Raw genomic sequence first — 25,147 nt, 5'->3', positions numbered from 1 at the left:
TAATAATATCGATATCAAATGATGAGAGACATATGATAGTGCCATGACTATCGTAGATATACAGATAATTAAATCACAGTATGAATCCTAGTTTATATGGCTTTTCATGAAAAGCATATCGATTAGCGGTTATATACAACGCATTTTAATGACAGATATCAGCTTGTTAATATGCTGATATTATTTTTGTCAGTCAACATTAGGAATATTATATGACAATGTTTAATACCATTAAGCGTGAATTCCAGTATGGCAACCAGCAGGTTGTTATCGAAACTGGTCGAGTTGCACGTCAGGCCAATTCTATTTTGGTACACATGGGCGGTGTGACGGTACTAGTCGCAGCGGTTGTAAAATCAGAAGCCAAAGAAGGACAAAACTTCTTTCCACTTACCGTAAACTATCAAGAAAAAATGTATGCGGCAGGTAAAATCCCAGGTGCTTATGGCAAACGTGAAGGCCGTGCTAGCGAATTTGAAACGCTAACCTCACGCTTGATTGATCGTCCGATTCGTCCACTATTTCCAGAAGGTTATGTAAACGAAATCCAGATTACAGCTACCGTTGTATCATCAGATAAGACTCAGTCTGCAGATATCGCTGCATTGATTGGTGCTTCAGCGGCATTGGCTATTTCTGATGCGCCATTCAACGGCCCTGTTGCTGCTGCGCGTGTTGGTTTCATCAATGGTGAATACGTTCTTAACCCAACCCTTGAACAGCTTAAAGAAAGTGATCTTGACTTGGTTGTCGCTGGTACCAAATCTGCGGTATTGATGGTTGAATCTGAAGCGGCAGAGCTGTCTGAAGATCAGATGTTAGGCGCTGTATTGTACGGTCATGAGCAGCAGCAAATCGTTATTGACAATATTGCCTCAATGGCAGAAGAAGTGGGTACGGCTAAGCAGCAGTATTCTGCGCCTGAGCGTGATAAAGCCTTAGAAACCAGCATGAAAGAGCAGTTTGGCGAGCAAGTAGCTGACGCTTACACCATTACTGATAAGCAAGAGCGCTATACCAAACTTGACGACATTAAGCAGTCAGTTATTGATGCGCTTGCTGGTGATGCTGAATCAGAAAACTATGCTGAGACCGTATCTGAACTAAAAGAAATCTATAACGACCTTAAATATCGTACGGTTCGTGACAATATCTTGTCAGGTAAGCCACGTATCGATGGCCGTGATCTTGAAACCGTTCGTGCGCTTGATGTACAAGTTGGTGTACTCCCTTATACGCATGGTTCAGCACTATTTACTCGCGGTGAGACGCAAGCATTGGTTACGACCACGCTTGGTAACAGCCGTGACGTTAACATGATTGATTCACTAGGTGGTACGATTCGTGATCATTTCATGTTGCATTATAACTTCCCACATTTCTCTGTTGGTGAGACAGGTCGTGAAGGTATTCCAAAACGTCGTGAAATCGGTCATGGTCGTCTAGCGCGCCGCGGTGTAGAAGCGATGCTACCAGATAGCGAACGCTTCCCATATGTTATTCGTGTGGTGTCAGAGATTACTGAATCAAACGGTTCATCTTCTATGGCGTCTGTTTGTGGCGCAAGTTTGGCGTTGATGGATGCAGGTGTACCATTAAAAGCCCCTGTTGCTGGTATCGCAATGGGTCTGGTTAAAGAAGGCGAGCGTTTTGCTGTCTTATCAGATATCTTAGGTGATGAAGATCATCTGGGCGATATGGATTTTAAAGTGGCAGGTTCTAAAAATGGTATCACTGCGCTACAGATGGATATCAAGATTGAAGGCATCACGCCTGATATCATGGAACAGGCGCTTAAACAAGCCCATGCTGGTCGTATCCATATCTTGGACGCCATGAACAAAGTATTGCCAGAAAGCCGTACTGAAATCAATGCCCATGCGCCTAACTATGCTGTTATCGAAATCAACCCAGATAAGATTCGTGACGTCATCGGTAAAGGCGGCGCAATGATTCGTCAGCTAACTGAAGAGACTGGTGCGGTTATCGACATCGATGATGGTGGCACGATTCGTATCTTTGGTGAAAACAAAGCAGCAACCAAAGCGGCTATCGGTAGAATCGAAGCATTGACGGCAGAAGTTGAAGTTGGTAAAACGTATGAAGGTACGGTTGCTCGTATCGTCGACTTTGGTGCGTTTGTCAATGTTCTACCAAATACAGATGGTTTGGTTCATATCTCACAAATCGCAGAAGAGCGCGTAGAAAATGTATCAGACTACCTAAAAGAAGGTCAGGTTGTTAAAGTCTTTGTACAAGACGTTGATAATCGTGGTCGTATCAAGTTAACGATGAAAGGTATCGAGCAAAACTAATTTTTAACCATTAGTTTGGTCTAGATATTTAAAAACCGTTTTGAAAGACTTTTTATGAGTCCTCAAGGCGGTTTTTTTTATGTGTTAGAGGTATGGTCAATCCAAAGTAAAAGTGGTAAATACGGTCATCATGTTCTACTGATATAAATTTCACTCACTGGCTGTTCGCAAGCGTGACAGATGCTTCGTAAAATTTACTCCAGTAGAACCGTACTCTTTTTAAGACGGGTCGACTATAGTCAAAGGTTGTGATGGATTTATATGGTAATGTTTTTAGGAAGATGAATATCAATGCGAAGTTTGGGCAGGTCTTGTAGCTGCTGAGTCAATAACGGCAACGTATCGTGGTGCCAATCTAAAGGCAGTATATTAACTGAGCCGGACGAATCAGTCTTATGGTCTCGCGGGTTATCATACACCAGTGGGCGGGCAAGTAGAGCTACTCTACGGATGCCTTGGTAACGAATCAGCGATAAAAGCTGCTGTTGTAAATCGAGTAAAGCCGCATCAAGCCAACTTGTGCGTGCTGGATGATAAGGATGATCAGATACGACAAGGTTGGCAATATAGCTGGGCTGATTACCACTACTGCTGGCACCTAGACCTGTTTTCTCAAGTGCGCGCTTAATCAACAAGCAGCTACCAACATTTAGATTACCATCACGACACGCTTGGTAGTAAGACTGATAATTATCAGAAAATAAGGTTTTGGTTCGTGCCAGCACAGGATCTAAAAGAATGCCTGCTGTGTTCACTGGCAAGATAAGTAGCTGTGCACTGCTATTTAAAATAGGGGCATGCGTTAATTGTATGTTCGCCATTTTTTGCCTTTAGCCCCTTGATAAATACAGTGATTCTATTCTACAGCTGTCTCATTCGCTTCAAGCTCAGCAATTTGTTGTTCTAGTAACGCGATTTGTTCTGCTTTCATTTCAGTCAGTTTTTTGTTCATGGCCAATTGCTCAGCTGCCAGCTTTTCCTGCTCAGCCATGCGTTGACGCTCATCTTCTAAGCGATCAATCTCTTCTTTGGCAAGACTGTTTGTTTTTGGTAGGGGTGCATCTAATATAAGTTTGGGATCAATAGGTTGATTGGTTGAGTTATTATCAAAGTCTGAGTCCTCACTTACTATTTCATTATTTAACGGCGTACGTTCATTTAGCTCTGGATCATTTGGTTGCCCAGTTACTGAGCTAGAAGCGATTGGTTTGGCATCAGTTTGTTCTACTGTTGAGGGTGCAGTCGCGTCAACAGGCGCAGTATCCGATGAAACACTTCTCCAAACCAAATAACCAATCAATAGTGCTACCAATACAACTAGTAGCCACCATTTTTGAGGGAACTTAGTAGAGGTTTTTTTACGGTTCATACGATGGTCAAATTTAAGTTAAAAATATAGGTAGGTATAATATAACAAACTCAAAATAAAAAGCCTATCTATCAATAGATAGGCTTAAGTCAGTATTAAATAGTGGGTTGTTTAGGCGGTAGTCTAGAAACAATACTGGATAACTAGGGTTTGAACTTGACTGTACCACTGGTTCCCGTAACCATTGCATCGCGAGCAAGCTGATCCTCAAGATTGTTTTTGGCACTAATGGCATCAGGGTCAGGGCGATGCTCAGTATGACCACACTGGGTGCATTCGATGTACTCATCGGGCGTCGGCGTGACGATATTCACTTGTACGACAGCATCCATCGTCTGGCACTTGGGACAGCGCACCCCTGCCAAAAATTGACGCTTTGGACGTGATGACTGATAACGCATTTAAATCACCTCGCGCGTCGTTTGAGTATTATCAGCATTAGCGGCAGCGGCAGCGTTGGCGTTGGCGTTGGCAAAGCCACTATGACGCAACAAGGCGTCGATACTGGCACTACGCCCACGGAAGTTCTCAAAATTGGTCTTGGCTGGGAAACTGCCACCAACTGACAAAATCGTATCGCGGAACGCTTTGCCGGTGTTTGGATTAAAAATACCGTCTTCTTCAAACTTACTGAACGCATCTGCCGAGAGCAGCTCAGCCCATTTATAAGAATAATAACCTGCGGCGTAGCCTCCAGCAAAAATATGACTAAAACCATTGGCAAAACGATTATAGTCAGGTGTTTGCATGATAGCGATATCGCTTCGAACAGCGTTCAAATTGGCGAGAATACCCTCATAATCGAGTGCTGGCGTGTGGGCATGAATCAATAAATCAAACAGCGCAAATTCGATTTGACGCAATGTTTGTAATCCACTTTGAAAATTCTTGACCGCCAGTAACGCGTCTAACTTATCTTTAGGTAAGGCGTCGCCTGTCTCGACATGGCTACTAATCAGCGCAATGCCTTCAGCATCCCATGCCCAGTTTTCCATAAACTGGCTGGGTAGCTCGACTGCGTCCCATTCCACGCCATTGACCCCAGCGACATCGCCTACAGTCACTTGCGTCAGTAAATGATGCAAACCATGACCGAATTCATGGAATAAGGTCAGTACTTCATCATGCGTCAATAAGCTTGGTTTGCCATCCAGTGCAGGCGTAAAGTTACCAACCATAAAGCAAACAGGCAGCTGTTGATGCCCTTGTTCTTCGTAACTATAACGCGCTTGGAAACCATTCATCCATGCGCCGCTACGTTTGCCACTACGAGCAAACAAATCGAAGTAAAACCCACCGATCAGCTGATTATCTGCATCGAATAATTGATAAAAACGTACGTCACCATGCCAGCGAGAGACTGATTGGTCAGTCGTATTTTCTATACTTTCAATAGGCTGTTCTTTGACTGTGATGCCGTATAAACGTTCCACAATAGCAAACAGGCCACTAATAACTTTTGGTAATGGGAAGTAAGGACGGATTTCTTCTTGTGACAAGCTAAACTCGGTTTGTTTTACTTTTTCAGCAATGTACGCGCTGTCCCAAGGTTGCAGCTCGTCAATGCCATAGTCATGGGCATACTGTTGCAATTGAGCCAAATCTTGCTTGGCGGCTGGCGTTGCTTGTGCTGCCAAATCTCTTAAAAACGTCTCAACTTCTGCCACGCTATCGGCCATTTTGGTCGATAGCGACACATCTGCATAATGCTCAAAACCCAGTAATTTGGCTTTTTGTTCTCGCAATTGCAAAATTTCACTCATGATAGCTGCATTATTGAGGGAGTCACTTTTTGCATCGGTATGCTCGTCAAACTCAGAGGCGCGGGTGACATAGGCTCGATATAGCGTTTCACGCAGACCACGGTCATCTGCATGAGTCATGACAGCCAGATAAACAGGGATGTTTAGGCTGGCAACATAATAAGGCGTTGGTAATGCCGCCACTTCTTCTTGAGTCAGTGTACCGCTGGCAAGCAGCTTTGCTTTGTGCTGCTCGCCTGCATCAGCCAGTAGCGCCAGACCGCTTTCTGTCAATCCAGCCAATTGCTCATCATTGAGCACCAAAGCATACGCTTGAGTTGCATCCAAAACATGATCAGAAAAAGTTGCTGATAGCGTTGAGAGCTTGCTTTGAATAGCGGCGAACTGCTCTTGTTTGTCTGTTGGCAAAGCGACCCCCGATAGCTTGAAGCTCTGTAGCGCAAGCTCAATAGCGCGCGCACGGGCAGGTTCAAGTGTCGCAAAAAACGCCGTATCGTTCACGATCGTTTGATAGCGACTGAATAAAGGCTGATGCTGTCCCACGCGCGTACCGTAAGCGGATAGGGTAGGCAGTAGCTCATGATGGACATGACGAACGTCATCAGTACTTGTCACGCTATTTAGGTGCGACAAAACACCCCAGCTGCGATCCAATGCCAGATTAATATGGTCAAATGCCATGACATCCATCAATGCTTGTTCGGCGCTGATATCGGCATCATGGTCAGTCTCTGACGCCGCTGTCATATCGTCCAAAAAGGTATTGGCCTTATCAATAGCGCTAATGACTTCGTCGTGTAATGTATTTGGTGCGACATTAGCAAAATCAATGAGATGCAAGTCGGTAAAAGTAGCGTTCATAAAGGTATCCGATATCAATGAGTGAAGTATAAAAGGATCAAATGCATGTTATAAATAGTCGTATGCTGCCGCCATCATGGACGGTATAGAATCGTTCTAATTTTTTATACAGGTTATATAAAAGATGGGTTCATTTACCAAAAATGCAACCTAGCCACCTATATAGTTGATTGACTTTGAAAACGGGCAAAAGAAAACCATTCAAAATAGATAGAAGGTGTTTTTAACAATACTGATTGTTCTACTTACAAAGCATCATCATTTGCTTGCAAATTCATCCTATAGTGGTTGATATCCAACTGTTAGCATCAGGGTGATGGAATAAAAAATAACTATTAAAACAAACCAGAAGCGTTCAACAGTCTAAATCCTAATATTAAGAAAAGTGATCGTATTAGGGTTAGATAATAAGTAAAAAATGCTTAATAAATGAAAATAACCGTCGAACATAAATGATAATAAAACAAGGAGTCATACATGAAAGCCACCCTTAAAAGCTTACGTCAGACCAAAGCCAACCCTGCGGTCAGTATCTTTGTAAAAACGCATCGCGCGCATCCTGCCAACGATCAAGACCCGATTGCCTTAAAAAATCAATTAAAAGTAGTCGAAGATCGCTTGACCAACGAGTATGACAAGCGCACGGCTACCACTATTTTAGAAAATATCCATGCTAAGACGGATGAGCTGAACCACAATTATAATCTCGATACCTTAGCGATATTTGCCAGCACAGACGATGTACAAATCATCCGTATGCCAATTGATACCCAAGAGCGCGTGGTTATCTCCAACCGCTTTGCCACTCGTGACTTGGTACGCGATATGGCAAGTGCGGTTCATTATTACACGGTCGTGCTGACGCGTGACCATGCACGTCTGATCGAAGCGTCCAATGATCGCGTCGTTAAAGAATTCGATAAAGATGATAATGCGCAAAACAATATGGAAAATATCCGATTCCCTGTTGAAAACAATGGCCTATATACTACAGGCGATGCTGGTTCGGATCGCTCAGCAAACAATGAAAGCAGTTATTTAAAAGAGTTCTTTAACCAAGTGGATAAAAGTGTACAAGAGCTGTGGGGCGAGCATAAGATGCCATTGGTTGTTGTTGGTGATGCGAAAAACATCGCCTACTATAAAGAGGTCTGTGATCGTCCGGACAATATTATCGCCACAGTCTCGAACGCGACTCACCTAGATGACGGTAGCGCTCAGCATATTGTCGATAGTGTACAAGAAGCGGTAGAAGAATATCGTGCTTCGCTGCATCAAGCGGCCTTAGGTGAAATTGATAAAGCACGTGGCGCCAATATGTTGCAAACAGACTTGCAAGAAGTGTATCGCAGTGCTTTCCAAGGCGCAGGCGAAACCCTTTATGTGCGTCGTGGTTATATCCAATCAGCTAAAATTGACGAGAAAGCGCAAACGTTGAGCGTGACAAATGATCCTGCTGCAGAAGGCGTCACCGATGATGCCATTGGTGAAGTGATTGAGCATGTGATTCATAATGGTGGTAAAGCCGTGTTTATGCCACAAGATATTATGAGCGAAGATCAACCGATTGCTTTGGTGACCCGTTACTAGTTTGGCAAAACTGATTTTATAAAACTGTCGATTGATATTATTGGCAAATTTAGAATCTAGTGGTACAAGCGCGCTATCTTTTAAAAGCATTGGCTTAACATAAGCCAATGCTTTTTTTATGGACGGTCTCATATCTGTTCTATCCCAAAAACGGTGTCATTTATTATATGTGTCAGCAGCACTGATGCATATAAGGTCAGTGCTTTTTTGTGGTTAATGCTTATTTTGCCACATATATTTGGGTTTTATCCGTTGACGAGGTGGTGCAGAATATGGCGCTATTCATCACTGTGGTGCACGATATACTACGATAGTGCGCTCGGCAATTTATTGGTATTGCCCTAAATAAATATCTGTACTGTGGTCAAGTGGCATGACGATAGGAGTTTTTGGCTGGCATAGGGATTGCACCATTGTTATAAATCACACAAGGCAACGGTTGTGTATCGCCGCGATGGTTTATAAAAAGTGAGTCATAATAAATATGCGTTATAGGTCAGACTCGCTTAGCAATACTACAACGCGTTATCTCTGATTAACTACTGTTGATGAATCAGACTGCTGTTATACTCAATAGCGTATTCATCTGCTTATCGACCTTTTTATGACGACTGAATTTATGACTACTCCCTCTTTTGTTTTGACCAGCTACAATATTCACAAAGGCATGTCACCACTAAATCGCCAAGTAAAATTACAAGGCATTGCCAAAGCGCTTGAGATCATTGGCTCTGACGTGCTGTGCCTACAAGAAGTGCAAGGCCAAAACCTAAAGCGCAATATGCAATATAATGAATACCCCGACCAATCGCAGCACGAATGGTTTGGTGAGTATTTGCAGCTGCAAAATAGTTATGGTAAAAATTCTGAATATGACAATGGTCACCATGGTAATGCGGTGCTTAGCCGCTTCCCTTTAGACCCAAAACATAATGTCAATATCACGGTCAACAAGCTTGAACAACGCGGTGTACTTCATTGCGAAGTACAACCAGCTGGGTGGGAGACGCCTGTAGTGGTACTGTGTGCTCATTTAAATCTGCTTGAGCGAGATCGTATCAAACAGTATCAAGCAATTAGCGATTATGTGCGCAATGAGATCGCCCATGACCAACCGCTGATCTTGGCAGGCGACTTCAATGATTGGAAAAAAATGTCTTGTGACAAGCTAGCTACCAGCTTAGGAATGACTGAGGCCTTTAAGCATTGCCATGGCAAACTGTCATCGACCTTCCCAGCCAAACTGCCCGTGCTCAGCTTGGATCGAATCTACACCCGTAATCTGGGCGTCAAAGATGCGTGGGTACATACTGGCAAACCGTGGTCGACATTGTCAGACCATCTGCCAATCAGTGCAGAGCTGGTATTATTGTGATAGGGTGCTAAAGCAGGCAAAACTGAGATGTAGTGCAAAAATAAAATAATAGCAACTTATAAGGATATAAAACGATGTCTAACAATCAATTACCAACCACCCAACACGCCGTGCTCATCCGTGAGTTTGGCGAACCAGAAGTCATGAAATATCAAGACGGCGTTGCCATTCCTGAATTGGCAGACAATCAAGTATTGGTCAAAATCGCTTATGCGGGCATCAATCCAGTTGATTACAAAACCCGCCAAGGCAAGGGCTGGGGCGCCGATAATATTCGTAAAGAAAAATTTGATAATGATCAGCCTGCTATTTTAGGCTTTGATATGGCAGGGGAAGTAGTTAAAAGCAATAGCGATCAGTTTAGTGAAGGTGAGCAAGTCGCTGCACTGTCATTCAATGGCGGCTGTTATGCTGAGTATGTGGCCATCGATGCCAAGCTGTTGGCCAAAGTACCAACCTCTGTCACGCTAGAGCAGGCAGGCGCGTTACCTTGTATCGGGCAAACGGCACTACAATTTGTAGAGTTTGCCGATATAAAAGCAGGCGAGCATGTGGTCATTAATGCACCCGCAGGCGGCGTTGGTCACTTGTTGATTCAGCTATTAGTAGAAAAAATTGCCAAAGAGAATATCAAAGTCACTGTCATTTGCTCACCAGAAAAATATGCCAAACTTGAACAATTAATAGATACCAGCAAGCTGACAGGCTGGATCGATTATACCAAGGATGAAGCGTTTCCTGATCTACAAGCCGATATGCTATTGGACTTGGTTGGCGGTGAAGCAGGGGTTCGCGCACTGAGTGTGCTCAGATCTGGCGCACGAGTGAACGTATTACCCACCATTTGGGTTGATAAGCTCAAAGAAGCGGGTCAGCAGAAAAACTTAGATGTGGCGGGTTATAAAGCACAGCGTAGTGGAGAAGACATGGCGCGCGTTTTACAACTGGTCGCGGATGGCAAGTTGACCTTAATCATTCAGCAAGTGTATCCATTGTCAGAAGTTGTTACGGCCCATCATGCGCTTCAAAAAGGCGATGCGTTTGGTAAAATAGTTTTGAAAGTTGACTAGACATTATGCATTCGTCGAAACGTTAAACTAATACGCCCCGCTGAAACCTTTTTGGTCTTGGTAATGGTGTGTTTCCAAAATGTTTGGGTGTCACCGTGCATGACGATGAGCTGACCGGACTCAAGACCAAGCGTCACTTTGTCTTGAGTTTTTTTATGCTTAAAAACAAATTTGCGCGTGGCTCCTAACGACAGTGAGGCAATGATTGGCTGATCACCCAATTCTTTTTCGTCGTCAGCATGATAGCCCATACCGTCAGTACCCGACGGATAATAATTGAGTAGGCACGAGTTAAAATCTGCCGTAATGCCTATGTTACTTAATAGTTGTTCAATATGCTGTTTCACGTGGAACACTGAATCTGACCATGGAATGGCTCGCCGTGCATGCCCTGAATAATGATACATCACATCTTCTGCACCTATCCAAACAATCTGACGAGTCGTCACATGGGTTTTTCCAAACAGCGTTACAATATCAGACTGCCAAGGCAGCTCTGCTAATAAGGTGTCATACAGCGTACCAGCATCGTCAATGACAATACCCAAGTCATTTACTTGGCCGTCATAGGGCAATAGATTTTCTGTGGGCGCAGGCGCGAAGAGGTCGGTCATGGTTATGCCTATTCATCGTGGGGATAATGATTAATGAGAAATTGAGAAGCTGGAAAGTAATGACAGGCAGTAAGAGGTGCTTGGTTTTTAAATAAATGCTACGTTTTTGGGCGATGACTAAACTAAGTGACTACTAAGTTGAGTGCATATTAAATAGCGAGTCTAAAATAAGAATCGACACGTCCTTGTGTCAGATTTTTAGTGACAGTTTTTAAATTATAGCGATTAGCTGTCTTCGCCCAAGAAGCCGCCGCTTTGACGATGCCACAAGCGCGCATACACACCTTGCAACGCCAATAGCTCATCATGACTACCTTGCTCAATGATCTGACCTTTGTCCATCACCACTAGTCGATCTAATGCTGCAATGGTTGAGAGACGATGCGCGATCGCAATCACTGTCTTGCCAGTCATGATGTCGTTTAGACTCTCAGTAATGGCAAACTCAATCTCAGAATCAAGCGCACTTGTTGCTTCATCTAACAATAAAATGGGCGCATTTTTGAGCATGACTCGTGAGATAGCGATACGCTGACGCTGACCGCCAGAGAGTTTGACACCGCGCTCGCCCACTTGCGTATTCAGCCCCGTGTTGCCTTTATCATCATATAAGTCTTTGATAAAGTCCCATGCTTGCGCTTGCTTCGCAGCTGTTATGATCTCTTCGTCAGTTGCATCAGGACGACCGTAAGCGATGTTTTCTCGTACCGTACGATGCAGCAGTGAAGTATCTTGCGTGACCATGCCGATCTGTTGACGCAATGACTCTTGAGTGACGTCATCGATAGCCTGTCCATCGATTAAGATTTTGCCTTTATCCACATCAAAGAAGCGCAGTAACAGATTAACCAACGTAGACTTACCAGCACCTGAACGTCCAACCAAGCCAATCTTTTCGCCCGGTTTGATATCTAGATAAAAGTTATCAAGAAGTTTGGTCGTCTTGGTCGCTGAGGCATTGACTTCGTCTATATGCTCACCTTCTATATCAGTGTTATCATCATGCTCATAACTGAAATCAACATGATCGAATACGATACGACCATCGGTGACTTTGACCGTCGGCGCATTTGGTTTATCGACGATGGTTTGCGGCGCAGATAATGTGCGCATGCCATCTTGTACCGTACCAATGCTCTCAAATAGGCTGGCAGTTTGCCACATAATCCAGCGTGTCAAACCGTTTAGGCGTAGTGCCATTGCTGTCGCGGCTGCAATAGCCCCCACACCGACGGCACCTTGTTGCCATAAATAAATACCAATACCCGCTGTACCACTGACCAAAATCACACTGATCATATGTGTGGACACTTCTAAATAGCTGACCCAGCGCATTTGTGCGTGTACAGTACCCAAAAACTGACCCATGGCGTTTTTGGCATAGCTCAACTCACGGCGCGAATGACTAAACAGCTTAACGGTCATGATATTGGCATAAGCATCCGTGATACGCCCTGTCATCAGCGCACGGGCATCGGCTTGTACAATGGCGGTAAGCTTTAACTTAGGAATAAAATACCAGATGCACAAAGCGACCAAGACAAACCAGACGATAAAAGGAATCAGCAGTAGGCTGTCTAGATTAAAGAGAATGACACCTGAGGTGATAAAGTAGACGGCAACATACATGAACATGTCGGTGACCGTCATAACGGTATCACGTACAGCCAAAGCCGTTTGCATCACCTTGGCTGACACGCGTCCTGAAAATTCATCTTGATAAAACTGCATCGATTGCCCGAGCATGCGTTGATGAAAGCGCCAGCGCATCTGCATGGGGAACACTCCTTGCAAGGTCTGGAAATGCACCAACGATGACAAGGTAATCCAGATGGGGCTCACTATCATGACGGCAAGCATCAAGAGTAGCATATCACCTTTTTCGGCCCACAGGTTTTGCGGGGTATAGACACCCAGCCAATCAACGATGTTACCAATCCAAGCAAACAGCATGGCCTCATAGATACCGATACCTGCTGACAAGACCATAAATAGCAAAAGCCAGCCGCGTAGACCATTGGTACACGCCCACAAAAATTTAAGCATGCCATCACGAGGTGAGGGCAGTGGCATGGGCGTTTCAGGAAAGGCAGGTAGGCGGTTTTCAAAAAATCGAAATAGAGCATTCATAGGCAGTCATAAAGCATCAATAGCAGTACGCCAAAATCAACGATATCACTCGTTATTTTGAATCGTTACTGTTGTTATTAGGGATATGGGCTATTTTAACAAATTTCATAATTAGACCTGCAGGCGAATTGTAATTTGCACCCTTTATACTGTCTTTACCATTCATCAATTCATGTATAAATGCATTGCTGTAATAGAAATACTTTGTTACCTTCCATAGGTTTAAAAAACCTGAGAATCTTTATTCTAGGCTCATAAAATTTATACCAGCAGCATATGGCTGTCGATGTATCGATCTCATTTCTAAATCACGATATAAATGACTCAATATATAAATAGTCATCATACAAAAATGGCGGCTTGAAAAGGTAGAAGTAAATGATGTATTTAACGATGGCGGTACTCTGTAGTGTCGCTGTGTCAGTGTTGCTAAAAATATTACGGCAAAAACAGATAGACATTCGTCAAACCATTGTTGCTGGTTATCCAGTAGCCTTTTTGCTGACTTGGGTTTTATTAAAACCAGATCTTAGCGCAATGAGTACACTTGGTAATGCATGGGTCGTCATTATTGCACTTGGTGTCATATTGCCGACTGTGTTCATCTTACTTGGACGTGTTATTGAAGCCGTCGGCATGGTGGCAACCGATGCTGCGCAGCGTTTATCTTTGATCATTCCGATTGTGGCCGCTTTTTTATTATTTGGTGAAGTATTGACGGGTACACATGTTTTCGGATTGGCCTTGGGGTTCTTAGCACTCGGCGCTTTGGTATATCGCCCGCAGTCTGGCAGTATCAATAAAGTAGCCAAAAATACGCCACTCTGGCTGTTGGGCGTATGGCTCGGCTATGGGATCGTCGATATTTTATTCAAGCAAGTTGCCAAGCATGGAACGGCTTTTCCACTCACGCTGTTTGTCAGTTTTGGTTTGGCAGGACTACTATTGTTTATTTATCTACTGTTCACTCGCGTACGCTGGCAGGGAGAGGCACTTGCGGCAGGGCTGCTATTAGGCGTACTTAACATGGGAAATATTTATGCCTATGTTCGCGCCCATCAAGTATTGTCCGAATCACCAAGTATTGTCTTTACAGGTATGAACGTTGGTGTCATTGCGGTCGCTACCCTGATTGGTGTTGGTGTATTTAAAGAGACGCTCAATCGCGTTAACATCGTCGGTCTATTGCTTGCGGTTTGTTGTGTGGGTGTTTTGTTTTTGGCCTAAAAATAGAATTCAGTTTTATAAAAGCGTTAACGTATCGTATATAGGCATGCAGAGTGTCCTATGCTAAGGTTAGCTAAAAATAGTGAGGCTTATAGCACTAATAATAAGCCAATCATTTGTGACCTTTGACTTTAATAGATAAAAATAGGATGCACTCTCAATGGAATACGAAAAACAATTACAACGTATCAAAAACGGTTCAGGTTTTATTGCAGCACTCGATCAAAGTGGCGGTAGCACCCCAAAGGCACTAGAAAACTATGGTGTCAATGGCGATGATTATGATAGTGACGAAGCGATGTTTGATTTGGTACATGAGATGCGCGCGCGTATCATAACCTGTGATGCTTTTGACAATGAGCGTGTGCTTGGTGCGATTTTATTTGAAGACACGATGGAGCGCGAGGTCAACGGCAAATCGACTGCCAACTATCTTTGGGAAGACAAAAATATCGTCCCATTTTTGAAGGTAGATAAAGGGTTGGCTGAGCAAATGAATGGGGTGCAAGTCATGCGTCCCATGCCAGAGTTAGATCAATTGTTGGACAAGGCCAAAAATTATCCAGTATTTGGCACCAAAATGCGTTCTGTTATTTATGAGCCAAGCGTTGATGGTATCGAGCTGGTCGTACAGCAACAATTCGATGTAGCAAAGCAAATACTCTCAAAAGGCTTGATGCCGATTGTTGAGCCAGAAGTGGACATTAATAGTGACAAAAAACATGAGAGTGAGCTGATACTTAAAACCAGTATTTTGCATAATCTAGAGCGTTTGAATGACGATCATCAAGTGATGCTCAAACTGACGTTACCGGAAGAAGCAGGATTTTATCAAGAGTTGATTGATCATCCAAAAGTACTCAAAGTGGTCGCATTATCTGGTGGTTATAGTCGTAGCGAGGCGTGCGCCAAGCTCAAGCAAAACCCCGGTATGATTGCCAGCTTCTCACGTGCTTTCACTGAAGGATTGAGCAAACAGCAAAGTGATGAAGCCTTTGCTAATACGATTGATACTTCAATCCAAGAGATTTATGAGGCATCGAAGGTTTAATCAATAGCCATTCAATAAGAATTAAGATCCCAGTTAACTTTGAGTTTGCTGGGATTTTTTATGGTGATCGTAGTATTTTCTAACTTACTATATTAAACTTATGTTCGTAATATAATATTGAGATTTATTGTGCTACGTTATTTAATTCTAGGGTTATTATCACTCAGTATCAGCATTTTTAGCTATGCCAATATGGCGTCACCTATTGACGAAGGTACTACTGTCAGTACGGCATATTCAAGCAAAGATATTGATATACTCTCTGAAACCATAGATATCAATATTGATAAAGGTTTTAATCAGGCTGACTATAATGTCACCTACGAGATTTATAGCGCTAAAGAAGGCTATCGAATACCCTTAGTTTTTGAAGTGTTTGATCTTATAGGTAATGATGCAGACAAAAGCTTTCTAGTCGAAGTTGATGGGCAAGCGGTACCAGTACTTATAAATTATGACTATAAAAGTCAGTCAAAATCATTGCCCGCTTATTATGATCCGGAAACGGATACCGCTGTACAGTTCTATAGTAGTGCTAAATATTTCGAGGTAAACCTAAGCGAAGGCAAACATGTCATTACTGTTCAATATTCTGCCTATCCAACAATAGATCGTAGTTATTGGACCAATCAGTATATTTATCAATATTCATTAAAGCCTGCCAAAAGTTGGAAAAGTTTTGGTGACCTAACTATTAATTTAAAGATTAACGATGAACTAAAATATTTAGAGACCAATCTTGGTAAGCCTGTAGGCGGGAAGATAACAACAGATTCCAAGTGGTATTTTGATCGCATCCCTAATGATGTATTAGAAATATCTTATCACCCATTACCAAGCTTTTGGATACAAGGGTTAATTAATGTAGATGGTAGAGTAGTATTCCTAGGGTTGATCGTATTATTTGGCTTCATTCACTACAGGTTGTTGCGCAGTAGTCGTGAAAAGCGGTCTAAAAAAGCGAACGTAATTCTTTGGTTAGGCATAGTCATTGTGCCTTTCTTAGCCTTGATGATAACTATGTTTAGGATAGAGTTTATAGACTGGTTGTTAGGAGAGCATGCAAGTAAATATCATGGTTATATTGTATTTATTGTTATTTTTGGCTATCCGCTGGCGCTACCTGTCTACTTAGTTATTATTATATTGTGCAACAGTCACATCAAGCGTTTATTTCCTAATGGTTCGATAGTCGATGCAAAAAAGCTCGAACCTAACAACTAGGTTCGAGCTTTTTTAATATTTTTATACTAGCGTCTGTTAAACCTCTTTATACAACTGACGACCTTCGTTATTATATTTTCCCATCATCTCCGCCATACCTTGGCGGACTTCCTCAGCACTGGCTTCACCCACTTGTCCCACAAGTTCAGTATTTACCTCTTTAATCATATGATCTGCATCGGCTAAGTTGCCTGATTGCGGCGTGACTTTTTCGTTAGCTACTTTTTTGTCAGTGGCCTTTGTATTTAATCCTGCTGCATACTCACGCACATTTTGCGTGATTTTCATCGAGCAAAATTTTGGTCCACACATGGAGCAAAAGTGTGCGGATTTATGAGCGTCTTTTGGCAAGGTTTCGTCATGAAATTCACGAGCCGTATCAGGATCAAGCGCCAGATTGAATTGATCGTCCCAGCGAAATTCAAAACGCGCTTTGGATAAGGCATTATCTCGCGCCTGCGCACCGGGGTGGCCTTTTGCAAGGTCGGCTGCGTGAGCTGCAATTTTGTAAGTGATGATACCGTCTTTGACATCTTTTTTATTGGGCAGACCCAAGTGCTCTTTTGGCGTGACATAACAAAGCATTGCTGTGCCAAACCAGCCAATCATCGCCGCGCCAATGGCACTGGTAATATGGTCATAACCAGGTGCAATATCGGTCGTTAAAGGCCCCAAGGTATAAAACGGCGCATCCGCACACAGCTCAAGCTGTAAGTCCATATTTTCTTTAATACGGTTCATCGCTACGTGCCCAGGCCCTTCGATCATCACCTGTACATCATGCTTCCATGCCACTTGCGTCAACTCGCCAAGGGTCTGTAGCTCACCAAACTGTGCCTCATCGTTGGCATCTTGCAAGCAGCCAGGACGTAGGCCATCGCCCAAACTAAACGCCACATCATACTGCTTCATAATCTCGCAAATGTCTTCAAAATGCGTGTATAAGAAGCTCTCTTTATGATGAGCCAAGCACCACTGTGCCATGATAGAACCGCCACGTGACACAATACCCGTCAAGCGCTTGGCGGTCAGTGGGACGTAGCGAAGCAGGACGCCTGCGTGAATGGTAAAGTAATCTACCCCTTGCTCAGCTTGTTCGATCAAGGTGTCGCGAAAAATCTCCCAGGTCAAATCTTCTGCCACGCCATCGACTTTTTCTAAGGCTTGATAGATGGGTACCGTCCCAATGGGCACAGGCGAGTTACGAATCAGCCATTCGCGCGTTTCATGAATATGATTGCCCGTTGATAAATCCATGATGGTATCTGCGCCCCAGCGCGTCGCCCATGTCATCTTTGATACTTCTTCGTCGATTGAGGAGCCAAGCGCTGAGTTGCCAATATTGGCATTGATTTTTACCAAAAAATTGCGCCCGATAATCATCGGCTCGGACTCAGGGTGATTGATGTTGTTTGGGATAATAGCGCGTCCTGCTGCCACTTCACTGCGCACAAATTCAGGTGTGATGATTTTGGGTGTATTGGCCCCAAAATTTTCCCCTTCATGTTGGCGTGTATCCGTCAGCTCGTGTTGCTTCTGCGTTTCGCGAATGGCGATGTATTCCATCTCAGGGGTGATGATGCCGCGGCGCGCGTAATACATTTGCGTGACATTGCCTGACAAGCCGTTGCCTGTTTTGGCACGGCGCGGCTTATCAATATGAGCAAATCTTAAGTTGGCGGTACTAATATCACGTGCGCGCGCTTGTCCGTATGAGCTGGATAAACTGTTGAGCTGTTCGGTATCGCCGCGCTCTGCAATCCAGTGTTCGCGCAGTTTTGGTAAGCCACGTGTGAGGTCAATATCGACATTGGGGTCGGTATAAACGCCGGAGGTGTCATAGACATAAAATGGTGGGTTTTTTTCCCAATTCGCCTCATCCGTGCCTTGAATAGGGGTTGGATCAAGAGAAATTTCGCGCATCGGTACTTGAATATCAGGACGCGAGCCTTCGATATAGACTTTACGAGAGGCGGGGAGAATGCGATGAAGGTCACGGGCGTCTTCTTCAAAACGCGCATCACTTGCCGTACGGTGAGCAGGGGTTTTTAGCGCCTCAGATTTTTTATCGGATTTGCTGCTGGTCTCATCTATAGTTGTCGGCTTAACAAGCGCGTCACTATTTGGAGTATGGATTTGAGGGTTTGTCGTTGTCTGAATATTTGAAGGTTTCATATGCTGTCCTAGCGTGTTGGTTTTTGAATAAAATCAACACCGCCAGTAGCTGCGGGGTAAAGCCATGTGATACGAACAAATACAATCAAAAAGCAAACGTACACCCGGAACGAGACGTAGTGAGTCACTAAAAGGTTGATGGACACAAATTATTAGCGCCATACATCGGCAAAAAACCGCTGTTAAACATTGGCAATAATAAAAAGGCATTTCTGCGCGCCCTTTGTACATATAGAACATAGGCTTAAGACTTCCCTGCGTCGGTACTAACCGCATCAGGTTCGGCGGGTGATCTCTCAGCGAATGTATAAAGGCAATTGTTTTAGTAAAGCAAGTTTAATAAAACAGGCCAATATGACACCGCACCCCGAGTCTGTCAGTGTTGTAAATCAACTTCATACTAGCAAAATTCTGTTCTAACGGCTAATGGTATTTGGAGAAAACCTTGGGCTCGAAAAACCATTGCCTTATGTACTGAGCTTATAAAGGCAGATAGAAGGGAACAATGCGCTGTTATGGCCCAAACTAAAAGATTAAAGTCATTGTCATTAAACTGTCATAAAAACTTGTCACTATAGCTCGCATGTCACAAACAATGTTTTTTTGTATCGTTGTCAAACTTTAGGAGTCTTACATGCGTTATTCGTTATTAGCAGTGGCCGTCAGCTGTACCTTAGTACTTACGGCGTGTAACAAATCGACCGATACGACAGAGCCGGCTGCTGATACTAGCAGTAGCGCTGCCGCAACGACTGAAACAACTGGCAATGCAACCACTAGCACAGCATCTGCTGCTACTTCAGGGTTCAAGTCTGCTGAAAACATTGCCATGAACATCACTGGCGCAGGTGCTTCTTTCCCGCAGCCTATCTATGCCAAATGGTCTGCTGACTACAATGCTGATACTGGTGGTCAGGTCAACTACCAATCAATCGGTTCTTCTGGTGGTATCAAACAAATTCAGTCAAAAACAGTCGATTTTGGTGCCTCTGATGCGCCAATGACGCCTGAAGAGCTTGAAGAGTCTGGTCTTATCCAGTTCCCAACCGTTATTGGCGGCGTTGTACCAATTGTCAACATCGATGGTGTTGAGCCAGGCGCGCTAAAATTGGATGGTCAGACATTGGCTGATATTTATCTAGGCAAAATCAGCAAATGGAATGACCCAGCTATTGTAGCCATGAACCCAGATTTGACCCTACCTGATGCGGCCATTACTACTGTTTTCCGTTCAGACGGGTCAGGTACGACTTTTAACTTCACAGATTATCTCGCCAAAGTGTCACCGGATTGGAACGATACCGTTGGTGTTGATAAAACGGTTAAATGGCCAACCTCTGCGACAGGTGCTGGTGGTAAAGGTAACGAAGGCGTTTCAAGTTACGTTAACCGTATGAAAAACTCTATCGGCTACGTTGAGTATGCTTACGCTAAGCAAAACAACATGTCACATACAGCTCTTAAAAATGCTGCCGGTAACTTTGTACAGCCTTCTGCAGAAACGTTTGCAGCGGCAGGTGACATCGATTGGTCAAAGCAAGAAGGCTTTTATAAAGTCATCACCAATTCTGAGACCGCTCAAGCATGGCCAATCGCTGCCGCTACCTTCATCTTGGTACACAAGCAACCAGAGAATCCTCAGCAAGTGGCTGGTGTGTTGAACTTCTTTGATTGGGCATATACCCAAGGCGATGATGATGCCATGGCGTTAGATTACGTTCCTTTCTCTGATACTGCTGTCGCACTATTCAAAGAAAAATGGAATGAAGTGAAAGGTAGTGATGGACAGCCTGTTTATAAGCCTGCTCAGTAATTGACCTACTTTAGAGACTGTTTCATCAATCTCTAAACGCCCTCTCAAACCACTATTCTCCGGTAGCGGTTTGAGAGGTTTTATCACAGTGAGTTTAAGAACGATGTTGGTGGGTTTTCTTTATAGACAGTCCTCACCTATGTTTAAGTTTACTGTGATAAAACCTGCGTAACCTTTCTAACATTTTGACTTGATCCTATTTAACGCTGAGACACTTATGAATGACTTAAGGTCCCAATTGGCCAAACAAAAACGTTACGATACGCTGTTTGTCAATGCAACCAAGGCTTTTGCCATACTGGTACTCCTCTCTTTAGGCGGCATTTTGGTCTCCTTAATTGTCGGCGCATGGCCGAGCATTCAAGAGTTTGGACTTGGTTTTTATACCAGCAATAATTGGGACACGGTTGCCAATGAGTATGGGGCATTAGCACCCATTTACGGCACCTTAGTGACGTCATTTGTGGCGATTATGATTGCCGTACCAGTCAGTTTTGGTATTGCGATATTTTTGACTGAAATGTGTCCAAAGTTCTTAAAAAAGCCTTTGGGTATCGCGATTGAGCTTTTGGCCGGTATTCCTTCTATCATTTATGGTATGTGGGGATTGTTTGTGTTTGCACCGTTTTTTGGCGATCACATCCAGCCATGGTTTATTGAGCATGTGGGTCCACTACCCATCATCGGTAAGCTGTTTACGGGAGCGCCAATGGGACTTGGGTTGTTTACCGCGTCCTTGGTGCTTGCCATCATGATTATTCCTTTTATCGCGGCTACCATGCGTGATGTTTTTTCGGTAGTGCCAGACTTACTCAAAGAGTCGGCTTATGGTATGGGTGCCACGACGTGGGAAGTCATGTTTAAAATTATTTTGCCTTACACCAAAGCAGGCGTGGTTGGCGGCGTTATTTTGGGATTGGGCCGTGCCTTGGGCGAAACCATGGCAGTGACTTTCTTAATTGGCAATGCCTTTAATATCAGTCCAAGCCTATTTACCTCTGGCGTCACGATCACTTCTGCCTTGGCCAATGAATTCGCTGAAGCGTCAAGTGAGCTGCATTTGGCTTCGTTACTCCATTTAGGCTTAATCCTCTTTGTCATTACTTTCATCGTCTTGTCCCTTGCAAAGCTGATGCTGATGCGTATGGACAGCAAAGCGGGCAATCGGTAGATATATAGGTATTTGCTTGTCTTAAGAAGTTTTGATGACTATTGGTATGGATAAAAAACGGGACACAAAATATATGCTTTCTAATAACACAGTCGATGCGCCACTACCCGTAAATACAGGCTTTGCAGGTCGCTATGACCGAAGCTTGTATAACAAGCGCCGCTGGGCCAATAAGCTGGGTTTGGGCTTTGCTATGTCGGCCATGGTGTTTGGTTTGTTTTGGTTATTTTGGATTTTGTTCACGCTTTTTATCGAAGGTTTTCAAGGCATTGTGCAACTGCCTGTATTTACCGCTGACACACCGCCGCCCATGAGTCCTGGTGGTTTACGTAATGCCATTGTCGGTTCGGTCATGTTGGCATTTTCTGGATTGTTAATCGGCGCTCCAATTGGCCTGATGACGGGTATTTATTTATCTGAATTCTCTCAAGGCAGTATGCTTGGCAAAGTGACACGTTTTTTGAATGATATTTTATTGTCTGCCCCCTCTATCGTGATTGGTCTGTTTATTTATGCGCTCATGGTAAAAGGTCAAAATTTCTCTGGTTGGGCAGGTGCGTTGGCATTGGCGCTGATTGTCATTCCTGTGGTTGTACGTACCACCGAAAATATGCTCAATCTGGTGCCCAATAGTATTCGTGAAGCCGCTTATGCACTTGGAACACCCAAGTGGAAAATGGTGACGCAAGTAACCATCAAAGCCGCCAAAGCGGGTCTTACTACAGGGGTGTTACTAGCCTTTGCGAGAATCACAGGTGAAACGGCTCCTTTGCTATTTACCGCGCTGAACAATCAATATTTCAGTACCGATATGAGCCAACCACTGGCTAACTTACCCAACACCATTTATCAGTTTGCGATGAGTCCCTATGAGAACTGGCATACGTTGGCATGGGCAGCGGCACTTCTCATCACCGCTTCGGTCTTGGTATTGAACGTGACAGCCAGATTCATCGGCGCTAGAGGTCAGGTAAAATAAAACCTGACCACAGCTTACTGACAATAGATAGTAAGCATTACTTGAACTTATATGAATTTTAATTGAGCTAGGTTGGATAAGACTATGAATGACGTCATAAGCAAAGTTCGCAAAAATAAGACGGCTGATCGCTTCAATGAGGCAACAGACACTAAGACAACCGGCAACCTATTGAATAGAACCAAGTCTACTAGCGGACAAAAAGAGCAACCAGATGTCGCCAGTCTGACCAAGCAAACGCTTCATGACATTCCTAAGAATATGCCACCTGCCAAACTGCAGATTCGTGACTTAAATTTTTATTATGGTGATTTTAAAGCCCTAAAAAATATCAATATCGACATCCCAGATAAAAAAGTGACGGCCTTTATCGGTCCTTCAGGGTGTGGCAAATCGACGCTATTACGTACCTTTAACCGCATGTATGATCTGTACCCAGGGATGCGTGCAGAAGGCAATATCAATCTCGATGGCAAAAATATCTTAGACAAAGACATCGATGTGAACTTGCTGCGCGCTCAAGTTGGCATGGTGTTTCAAAAACCAACGCCATTCCCGATGTCGATCTATGACAATGTTGCGTTTGGCGTGCGCTTGTATGAAAAATTGAGCAAAGCGGAGCTGGATAATCGTGTGGAGTGGGCACTCAGAAAATCGGCATTGTGGCCGGAAGTAAAAGACAAGCTAAAGGCATCTGGATTGTCGCTATCAGGTGGTCAGCAGCAGCGTCTATGTATCGCCCGCAGTGTCGCCACCAAACCTGAAGTATTGTTACTTGATGAGCCTACATCAGCGCTAGATCCTATCTCGACGGGCGCTATTGAGGATTTGATCGAAGACTTAAAAAACGACTATACCATTGCTATCGTGACCCATAACATGCAACAGGCCGCACGGGTATCGGATTATACGGTTTACATGTATTTGGGCGATATGATTGAGATGGGTGAGACTGATCAGATATTTACCAAACCCAATCAAAAAGCGACGGAAGACTATATTACGGGTCGTTATGGTTAAGGACAAGGTTTGAGCAGGCAGGGGTGTTCGGCACGCTTTATGAACTGATGGGTTCGGCTCAAAAGCACCTTCGCTATTAAAAGTATAGATTTTAGGGAATTCTTCTGATGCAAAGTGAAAAGCATATCTCAAAAAGTTTCGACCAAGATCTCGATGAAGCCATCCGTCTGTTTTTATACATGGGTGATAGCGCGGCCAACCAAGTTGCCAAAGCCATCCACGCGCTGATTGATAAAGATGAGACACTGGCACAAGAAGTCATTGATATGGACTTCGACATCAATCGTATGGAAGTGGATTTGGATGAGCATATTTTGCTATTGGTTGCCAAACGCCAGCCTGCTGCCAGTGATTTACGTTTAGTGATGTCTATCAGTAAAGGGGTGGTTGATTTAGAGCGCATCGGGGATGAAGCTGTCAAAATTGCTCAAATGGCCAAAAAAATCGCCGCACAAGGTAAATCCTCTTATGGTTATGCTGAGGTTCAGCACCTGAGCAACCAAGTTCGTCTTATGCTGCACAATGCGTTAGAAGCTTTTGGTCAGTCAAATGCTGAGCAAGCGTTTGAAGTCATGCGCAATGATGACGTGGTCAATGATGAGTATCAATCAGCCATTCGTGCCTTGATGACGTATATCATGGAAGATTCGCGTCATGTATCAAAAGTGATTAATATCATGTGGGTCTTGCGTGCGCTTGAACGAATCGGCGATCATGCACAAAACGTGGCTGAGCTCGTCATCAACTATATCAGCGGTCAAGATGTGCGTCATTCCGACTACACCAAAGTCGAAAAAGCTGTCCAAGCTGCCAATGATCGAATGGCAGCGCGTCAAGTAGGCACTGTGTCAGCCATGTCGTTGACGGATATTGATACATCAGACCGTGACGAGGAATAAAAGTTCGCTTGCCAATGTTTTTGGTAGCATTATTTTTCGCAGCGTTATATTTAGCTCATAAAAAAACGCGCTATCAATGAGTGTATAGCGCGTTTTTTATGAAATGTAATCAACGAGTACCCATTAGCTTTCTGGCGTCCAGCCTTGGGCGCGCTCATAGTCTTCGTTATCTAAAAACTTATCACGTTGTTCTGTTAAGAATTTTTTGGCTTCAGGATCCATCATGCTCAAGTGATTTTCGTTAATCAGCATGGTCTGATGCTCAAGCCATTCTTTCCACGCCTTGTCAGATACCGTCTCTTGTAGCTCCTGACCTTTTTTATTAGGGAAAGGCGGATGCGGCATTTTTGGTAATTCTTGCTTATATTTACGGCAAAACACGGTATTGGCTTGCGGATTAAATGTCTCAGTCATAAGGCGTTCCTTATTTATTATAGTAAATGGTCAAATCAGATAAATTCATTGGTCTATGATAACGGTCTTGGCAGATTTAGCAAAGGG

Annotated in this window: 20 protein-coding genes and 1 riboswitch; of the genes, 12 read left to right on the top strand and 8 right to left on the bottom strand. The window is 43.8% G+C overall.

Annotation, left to right across the window (positions count from 1 at the left end):
- Positions 1 to 212 precede the first annotated feature (212 nt).
- Complete coding sequence (gene pnp / locus CIK80_RS06920; RefSeq protein WP_095569360.1) at positions 213 to 2,315, top strand: polyribonucleotide nucleotidyltransferase; 2,103 nt, start codon at positions 213 to 215, stop codon at positions 2,313 to 2,315.
- 257 nt (positions 2,316 to 2,572) lie between these two features.
- Here the strand turns inward: pnp and CIK80_RS06915 are convergent, their stop codons facing one another.
- The 4 genes from CIK80_RS06915 to CIK80_RS06900 all read right to left on the bottom strand — a co-directional run bounded on the left by CIK80_RS06915 (position 2,573) and on the right by CIK80_RS06900 (position 6,308).
- Positions 2,573 to 3,136: a hypothetical protein gene (locus CIK80_RS06915; RefSeq protein WP_095569359.1), complete on the bottom strand. Its 564-nt coding sequence runs from the start codon at positions 3,134 to 3,136 to the stop codon at positions 2,573 to 2,575.
- 35 nt (positions 3,137 to 3,171) lie between these two features.
- Positions 3,172 to 3,684, bottom strand: coding sequence for a hypothetical protein (locus CIK80_RS06910; protein ID WP_095569358.1), 513 nt, complete (start codon positions 3,682 to 3,684; stop codon positions 3,172 to 3,174).
- 143 nt (positions 3,685 to 3,827) lie between these two features.
- Positions 3,828 to 4,085 (bottom strand): YheV family putative metal-binding protein, encoded by a 258-nt coding sequence (locus CIK80_RS06905; protein WP_062843530.1) that lies wholly within the window; start codon positions 4,083 to 4,085, stop codon positions 3,828 to 3,830.
- Positions 4,086 to 6,308 carry a M3 family metallopeptidase gene (locus CIK80_RS06900; RefSeq protein ID WP_095569357.1) on the bottom strand — a complete coding sequence of 741 codons (2,223 nt, stop codon included), beginning with the start codon at positions 6,306 to 6,308 and terminating at the stop codon, positions 4,086 to 4,088. It lies immediately after the preceding gene.
- Positions 6,309 to 6,785: 477 nt separating this feature from the next.
- Here CIK80_RS06900 and CIK80_RS06895 point away from each other — a divergent pair, with 477 nt between their 5' ends.
- The 3 genes from CIK80_RS06895 to CIK80_RS06885 all read left to right on the top strand — a co-directional run bounded on the left by CIK80_RS06895 (position 6,786) and on the right by CIK80_RS06885 (position 10,343).
- Positions 6,786 to 7,898 carry a hypothetical protein gene (locus CIK80_RS06895; protein WP_095569356.1) on the top strand — a complete coding sequence of 371 codons (1,113 nt, stop codon included), beginning with the start codon at positions 6,786 to 6,788 and terminating at the stop codon, positions 7,896 to 7,898.
- A gap of 619 nt (positions 7,899 to 8,517) precedes the next feature.
- Positions 8,518 to 9,273 carry an endonuclease/exonuclease/phosphatase family protein gene (locus CIK80_RS06890; protein WP_095569559.1) on the top strand — a complete coding sequence of 252 codons (756 nt, stop codon included), beginning with the start codon at positions 8,518 to 8,520 and terminating at the stop codon, positions 9,271 to 9,273.
- 74 nt (positions 9,274 to 9,347) lie between these two features.
- Positions 9,348 to 10,343, top strand: coding sequence for an NADP-dependent oxidoreductase (locus CIK80_RS06885; protein ID WP_095569355.1), 996 nt, complete (start codon positions 9,348 to 9,350; stop codon positions 10,341 to 10,343).
- Here CIK80_RS06885 and CIK80_RS06880 read toward each other — a convergent pair.
- Together CIK80_RS06880 and CIK80_RS06875 are read right to left on the bottom strand one after the other, a co-directional pair.
- On the bottom strand, positions 10,340 to 10,957 hold the full coding sequence (locus CIK80_RS06880; RefSeq protein ID WP_095569354.1) for an alpha-ketoglutarate-dependent dioxygenase AlkB: 618 nt from the start codon (positions 10,955 to 10,957) through the stop codon (positions 10,340 to 10,342). The two genes, CIK80_RS06885 and CIK80_RS06880, sit on opposite strands and share 4 nt — an antisense overlap.
- A gap of 225 nt (positions 10,958 to 11,182) precedes the next feature.
- Positions 11,183 to 13,087, bottom strand: coding sequence for an ABC transporter ATP-binding protein (locus CIK80_RS06875; RefSeq protein WP_095569353.1), 1,905 nt, complete (start codon positions 13,085 to 13,087; stop codon positions 11,183 to 11,185).
- 378 nt (positions 13,088 to 13,465) lie between these two features.
- Here CIK80_RS06875 and CIK80_RS06870 point away from each other — a divergent pair, with 378 nt between their 5' ends.
- From CIK80_RS06870 to CIK80_RS06860, 3 genes are all read left to right on the top strand, one after another.
- The gene (locus tag CIK80_RS06870) at positions 13,466 to 14,314 is read left to right on the top strand and encodes a DMT family transporter (RefSeq protein ID WP_095569352.1); all 849 of its coding nucleotides are present in this window, start codon (positions 13,466 to 13,468) and stop codon (positions 14,312 to 14,314) included.
- A gap of 160 nt (positions 14,315 to 14,474) precedes the next feature.
- On the top strand, positions 14,475 to 15,365 hold the full coding sequence (locus tag CIK80_RS06865; protein WP_095569351.1) for a fructose bisphosphate aldolase: 891 nt from the start codon (positions 14,475 to 14,477) through the stop codon (positions 15,363 to 15,365).
- Positions 15,366 to 15,557: 192 nt separating this feature from the next.
- On the top strand, positions 15,558 to 16,589 hold the full coding sequence (locus CIK80_RS06860) for a hypothetical protein (protein WP_143516786.1): 1,032 nt from the start codon (positions 15,558 to 15,560) through the stop codon (positions 16,587 to 16,589).
- A 36-nt stretch (positions 16,590 to 16,625) separates the two neighbouring features.
- On the opposite strand, the gene thiC is transcribed toward CIK80_RS06860, so the two are convergent.
- Positions 16,626 to 18,764 carry a phosphomethylpyrimidine synthase ThiC gene (thiC, locus tag CIK80_RS06855; RefSeq protein WP_257011698.1) on the bottom strand — a complete coding sequence of 713 codons (2,139 nt, stop codon included), beginning with the start codon at positions 18,762 to 18,764 and terminating at the stop codon, positions 16,626 to 16,628.
- A gap of 235 nt (positions 18,765 to 18,999) precedes the next feature.
- Positions 19,000 to 19,144, bottom strand: a riboswitch (TPP riboswitch).
- Positions 19,145 to 19,398: 254 nt separating this feature from the next.
- Here thiC and pstS point away from each other — a divergent pair.
- From pstS to phoU, 5 genes are all read left to right on the top strand, one after another.
- Positions 19,399 to 20,577 carry a phosphate ABC transporter substrate-binding protein PstS gene (gene pstS / locus CIK80_RS06850; protein ID WP_095569349.1) on the top strand — a complete coding sequence of 393 codons (1,179 nt, stop codon included), beginning with the start codon at positions 19,399 to 19,401 and terminating at the stop codon, positions 20,575 to 20,577.
- 217 nt (positions 20,578 to 20,794) lie between these two features.
- Positions 20,795 to 21,748, top strand: coding sequence for a phosphate ABC transporter permease subunit PstC (pstC, locus tag CIK80_RS06845; protein ID WP_095569348.1), 954 nt, complete (start codon positions 20,795 to 20,797; stop codon positions 21,746 to 21,748).
- A gap of 73 nt (positions 21,749 to 21,821) precedes the next feature.
- The gene (pstA, locus tag CIK80_RS06840; RefSeq protein WP_095569557.1) at positions 21,822 to 22,727 is read left to right on the top strand and encodes a phosphate ABC transporter permease PstA; all 906 of its coding nucleotides are present in this window, start codon (positions 21,822 to 21,824) and stop codon (positions 22,725 to 22,727) included.
- Positions 22,728 to 22,988: 261 nt separating this feature from the next.
- Positions 22,989 to 23,747, top strand: a complete 759-nt coding sequence (gene pstB, locus CIK80_RS06835; RefSeq protein ID WP_218778329.1) for a phosphate ABC transporter ATP-binding protein PstB — start codon at positions 22,989 to 22,991, stop codon at positions 23,745 to 23,747.
- Positions 23,748 to 23,854: 107 nt separating this feature from the next.
- Positions 23,855 to 24,646, top strand: a complete 792-nt coding sequence (phoU, locus tag CIK80_RS06830) for a phosphate signaling complex protein PhoU (RefSeq protein WP_095569346.1) — start codon at positions 23,855 to 23,857, stop codon at positions 24,644 to 24,646.
- A 123-nt stretch (positions 24,647 to 24,769) separates the two neighbouring features.
- On the opposite strand, the gene CIK80_RS06825 is transcribed toward phoU, so the two are convergent.
- On the bottom strand, positions 24,770 to 25,060 hold the full coding sequence (locus CIK80_RS06825; RefSeq protein WP_062843543.1) for an oxidative damage protection protein: 291 nt from the start codon (positions 25,058 to 25,060) through the stop codon (positions 24,770 to 24,772).
- Positions 25,061 to 25,147: the final 87 nt, after the last annotated feature.

It is taken from the genome of Psychrobacter sp. JB193 (assembly GCF_002285555.1).
In the GTDB taxonomy this organism is placed as follows: domain Bacteria; phylum Pseudomonadota; class Gammaproteobacteria; order Pseudomonadales; family Moraxellaceae; genus Psychrobacter; species Psychrobacter alimentarius.
Note: the sequence above shows the minus strand (reverse complement) of the source record. Positions and strands in the feature narration are given on the sequence as shown.

What these genes read in the sequence shown, in the direction of transcription:
- pnp (WP_095569360.1), top strand. Translation starts at nt 213, where the DNA reads ATGACAATGTTTAATACCATTAAGCGTGAATTCCAGTATGGCAACCAG.
- CIK80_RS06915 (WP_095569359.1), bottom strand. Translation starts at nt 3,136, where the DNA reads ATGGCGAACATACAATTAACGCATGCCCCTATTTTAAATAGCAGTGCA.
- CIK80_RS06910 (WP_095569358.1), bottom strand. Translation starts at nt 3,684, where the DNA reads ATGAACCGTAAAAAAACCTCTACTAAGTTCCCTCAAAAATGGTGGCTA.
- CIK80_RS06905 (WP_062843530.1), bottom strand. Translation starts at nt 4,085, where the DNA reads ATGCGTTATCAGTCATCACGTCCAAAGCGTCAATTTTTGGCAGGGGTG.
- CIK80_RS06900 (WP_095569357.1), bottom strand. Translation starts at nt 6,308, where the DNA reads ATGAACGCTACTTTTACCGACTTGCATCTCATTGATTTTGCTAATGTC.
- CIK80_RS06895 (WP_095569356.1), top strand. Translation starts at nt 6,786, where the DNA reads ATGAAAGCCACCCTTAAAAGCTTACGTCAGACCAAAGCCAACCCTGCG.
- CIK80_RS06890 (WP_095569559.1), top strand. Translation starts at nt 8,518, where the DNA reads ATGACTACTCCCTCTTTTGTTTTGACCAGCTACAATATTCACAAAGGC.
- CIK80_RS06885 (WP_095569355.1), top strand. Translation starts at nt 9,348, where the DNA reads ATGTCTAACAATCAATTACCAACCACCCAACACGCCGTGCTCATCCGT.
- CIK80_RS06880 (WP_095569354.1), bottom strand. Translation starts at nt 10,957, where the DNA reads ATGACCGACCTCTTCGCGCCTGCGCCCACAGAAAATCTATTGCCCTAT.
- CIK80_RS06875 (WP_095569353.1), bottom strand. Translation starts at nt 13,087, where the DNA reads ATGAATGCTCTATTTCGATTTTTTGAAAACCGCCTACCTGCCTTTCCT.
- CIK80_RS06870 (WP_095569352.1), top strand. Translation starts at nt 13,466, where the DNA reads ATGATGTATTTAACGATGGCGGTACTCTGTAGTGTCGCTGTGTCAGTG.
- CIK80_RS06865 (WP_095569351.1), top strand. Translation starts at nt 14,475, where the DNA reads ATGGAATACGAAAAACAATTACAACGTATCAAAAACGGTTCAGGTTTT.
- CIK80_RS06860 (WP_143516786.1), top strand. Translation starts at nt 15,558, where the DNA reads ATGGCGTCACCTATTGACGAAGGTACTACTGTCAGTACGGCATATTCA.
- thiC (WP_257011698.1), bottom strand. Translation starts at nt 18,764, where the DNA reads ATGAAACCTTCAAATATTCAGACAACGACAAACCCTCAAATCCATACT.
- pstS (WP_095569349.1), top strand. Translation starts at nt 19,399, where the DNA reads ATGCGTTATTCGTTATTAGCAGTGGCCGTCAGCTGTACCTTAGTACTT.
- pstC (WP_095569348.1), top strand. Translation starts at nt 20,795, where the DNA reads ATGAATGACTTAAGGTCCCAATTGGCCAAACAAAAACGTTACGATACG.
- pstA (WP_095569557.1), top strand. Translation starts at nt 21,822, where the DNA reads ATGCTTTCTAATAACACAGTCGATGCGCCACTACCCGTAAATACAGGC.
- pstB (WP_218778329.1), top strand. Translation starts at nt 22,989, where the DNA reads ATGCCACCTGCCAAACTGCAGATTCGTGACTTAAATTTTTATTATGGT.
- phoU (WP_095569346.1), top strand. Translation starts at nt 23,855, where the DNA reads ATGCAAAGTGAAAAGCATATCTCAAAAAGTTTCGACCAAGATCTCGAT.
- CIK80_RS06825 (WP_062843543.1), bottom strand. Translation starts at nt 25,060, where the DNA reads ATGACTGAGACATTTAATCCGCAAGCCAATACCGTGTTTTGCCGTAAA.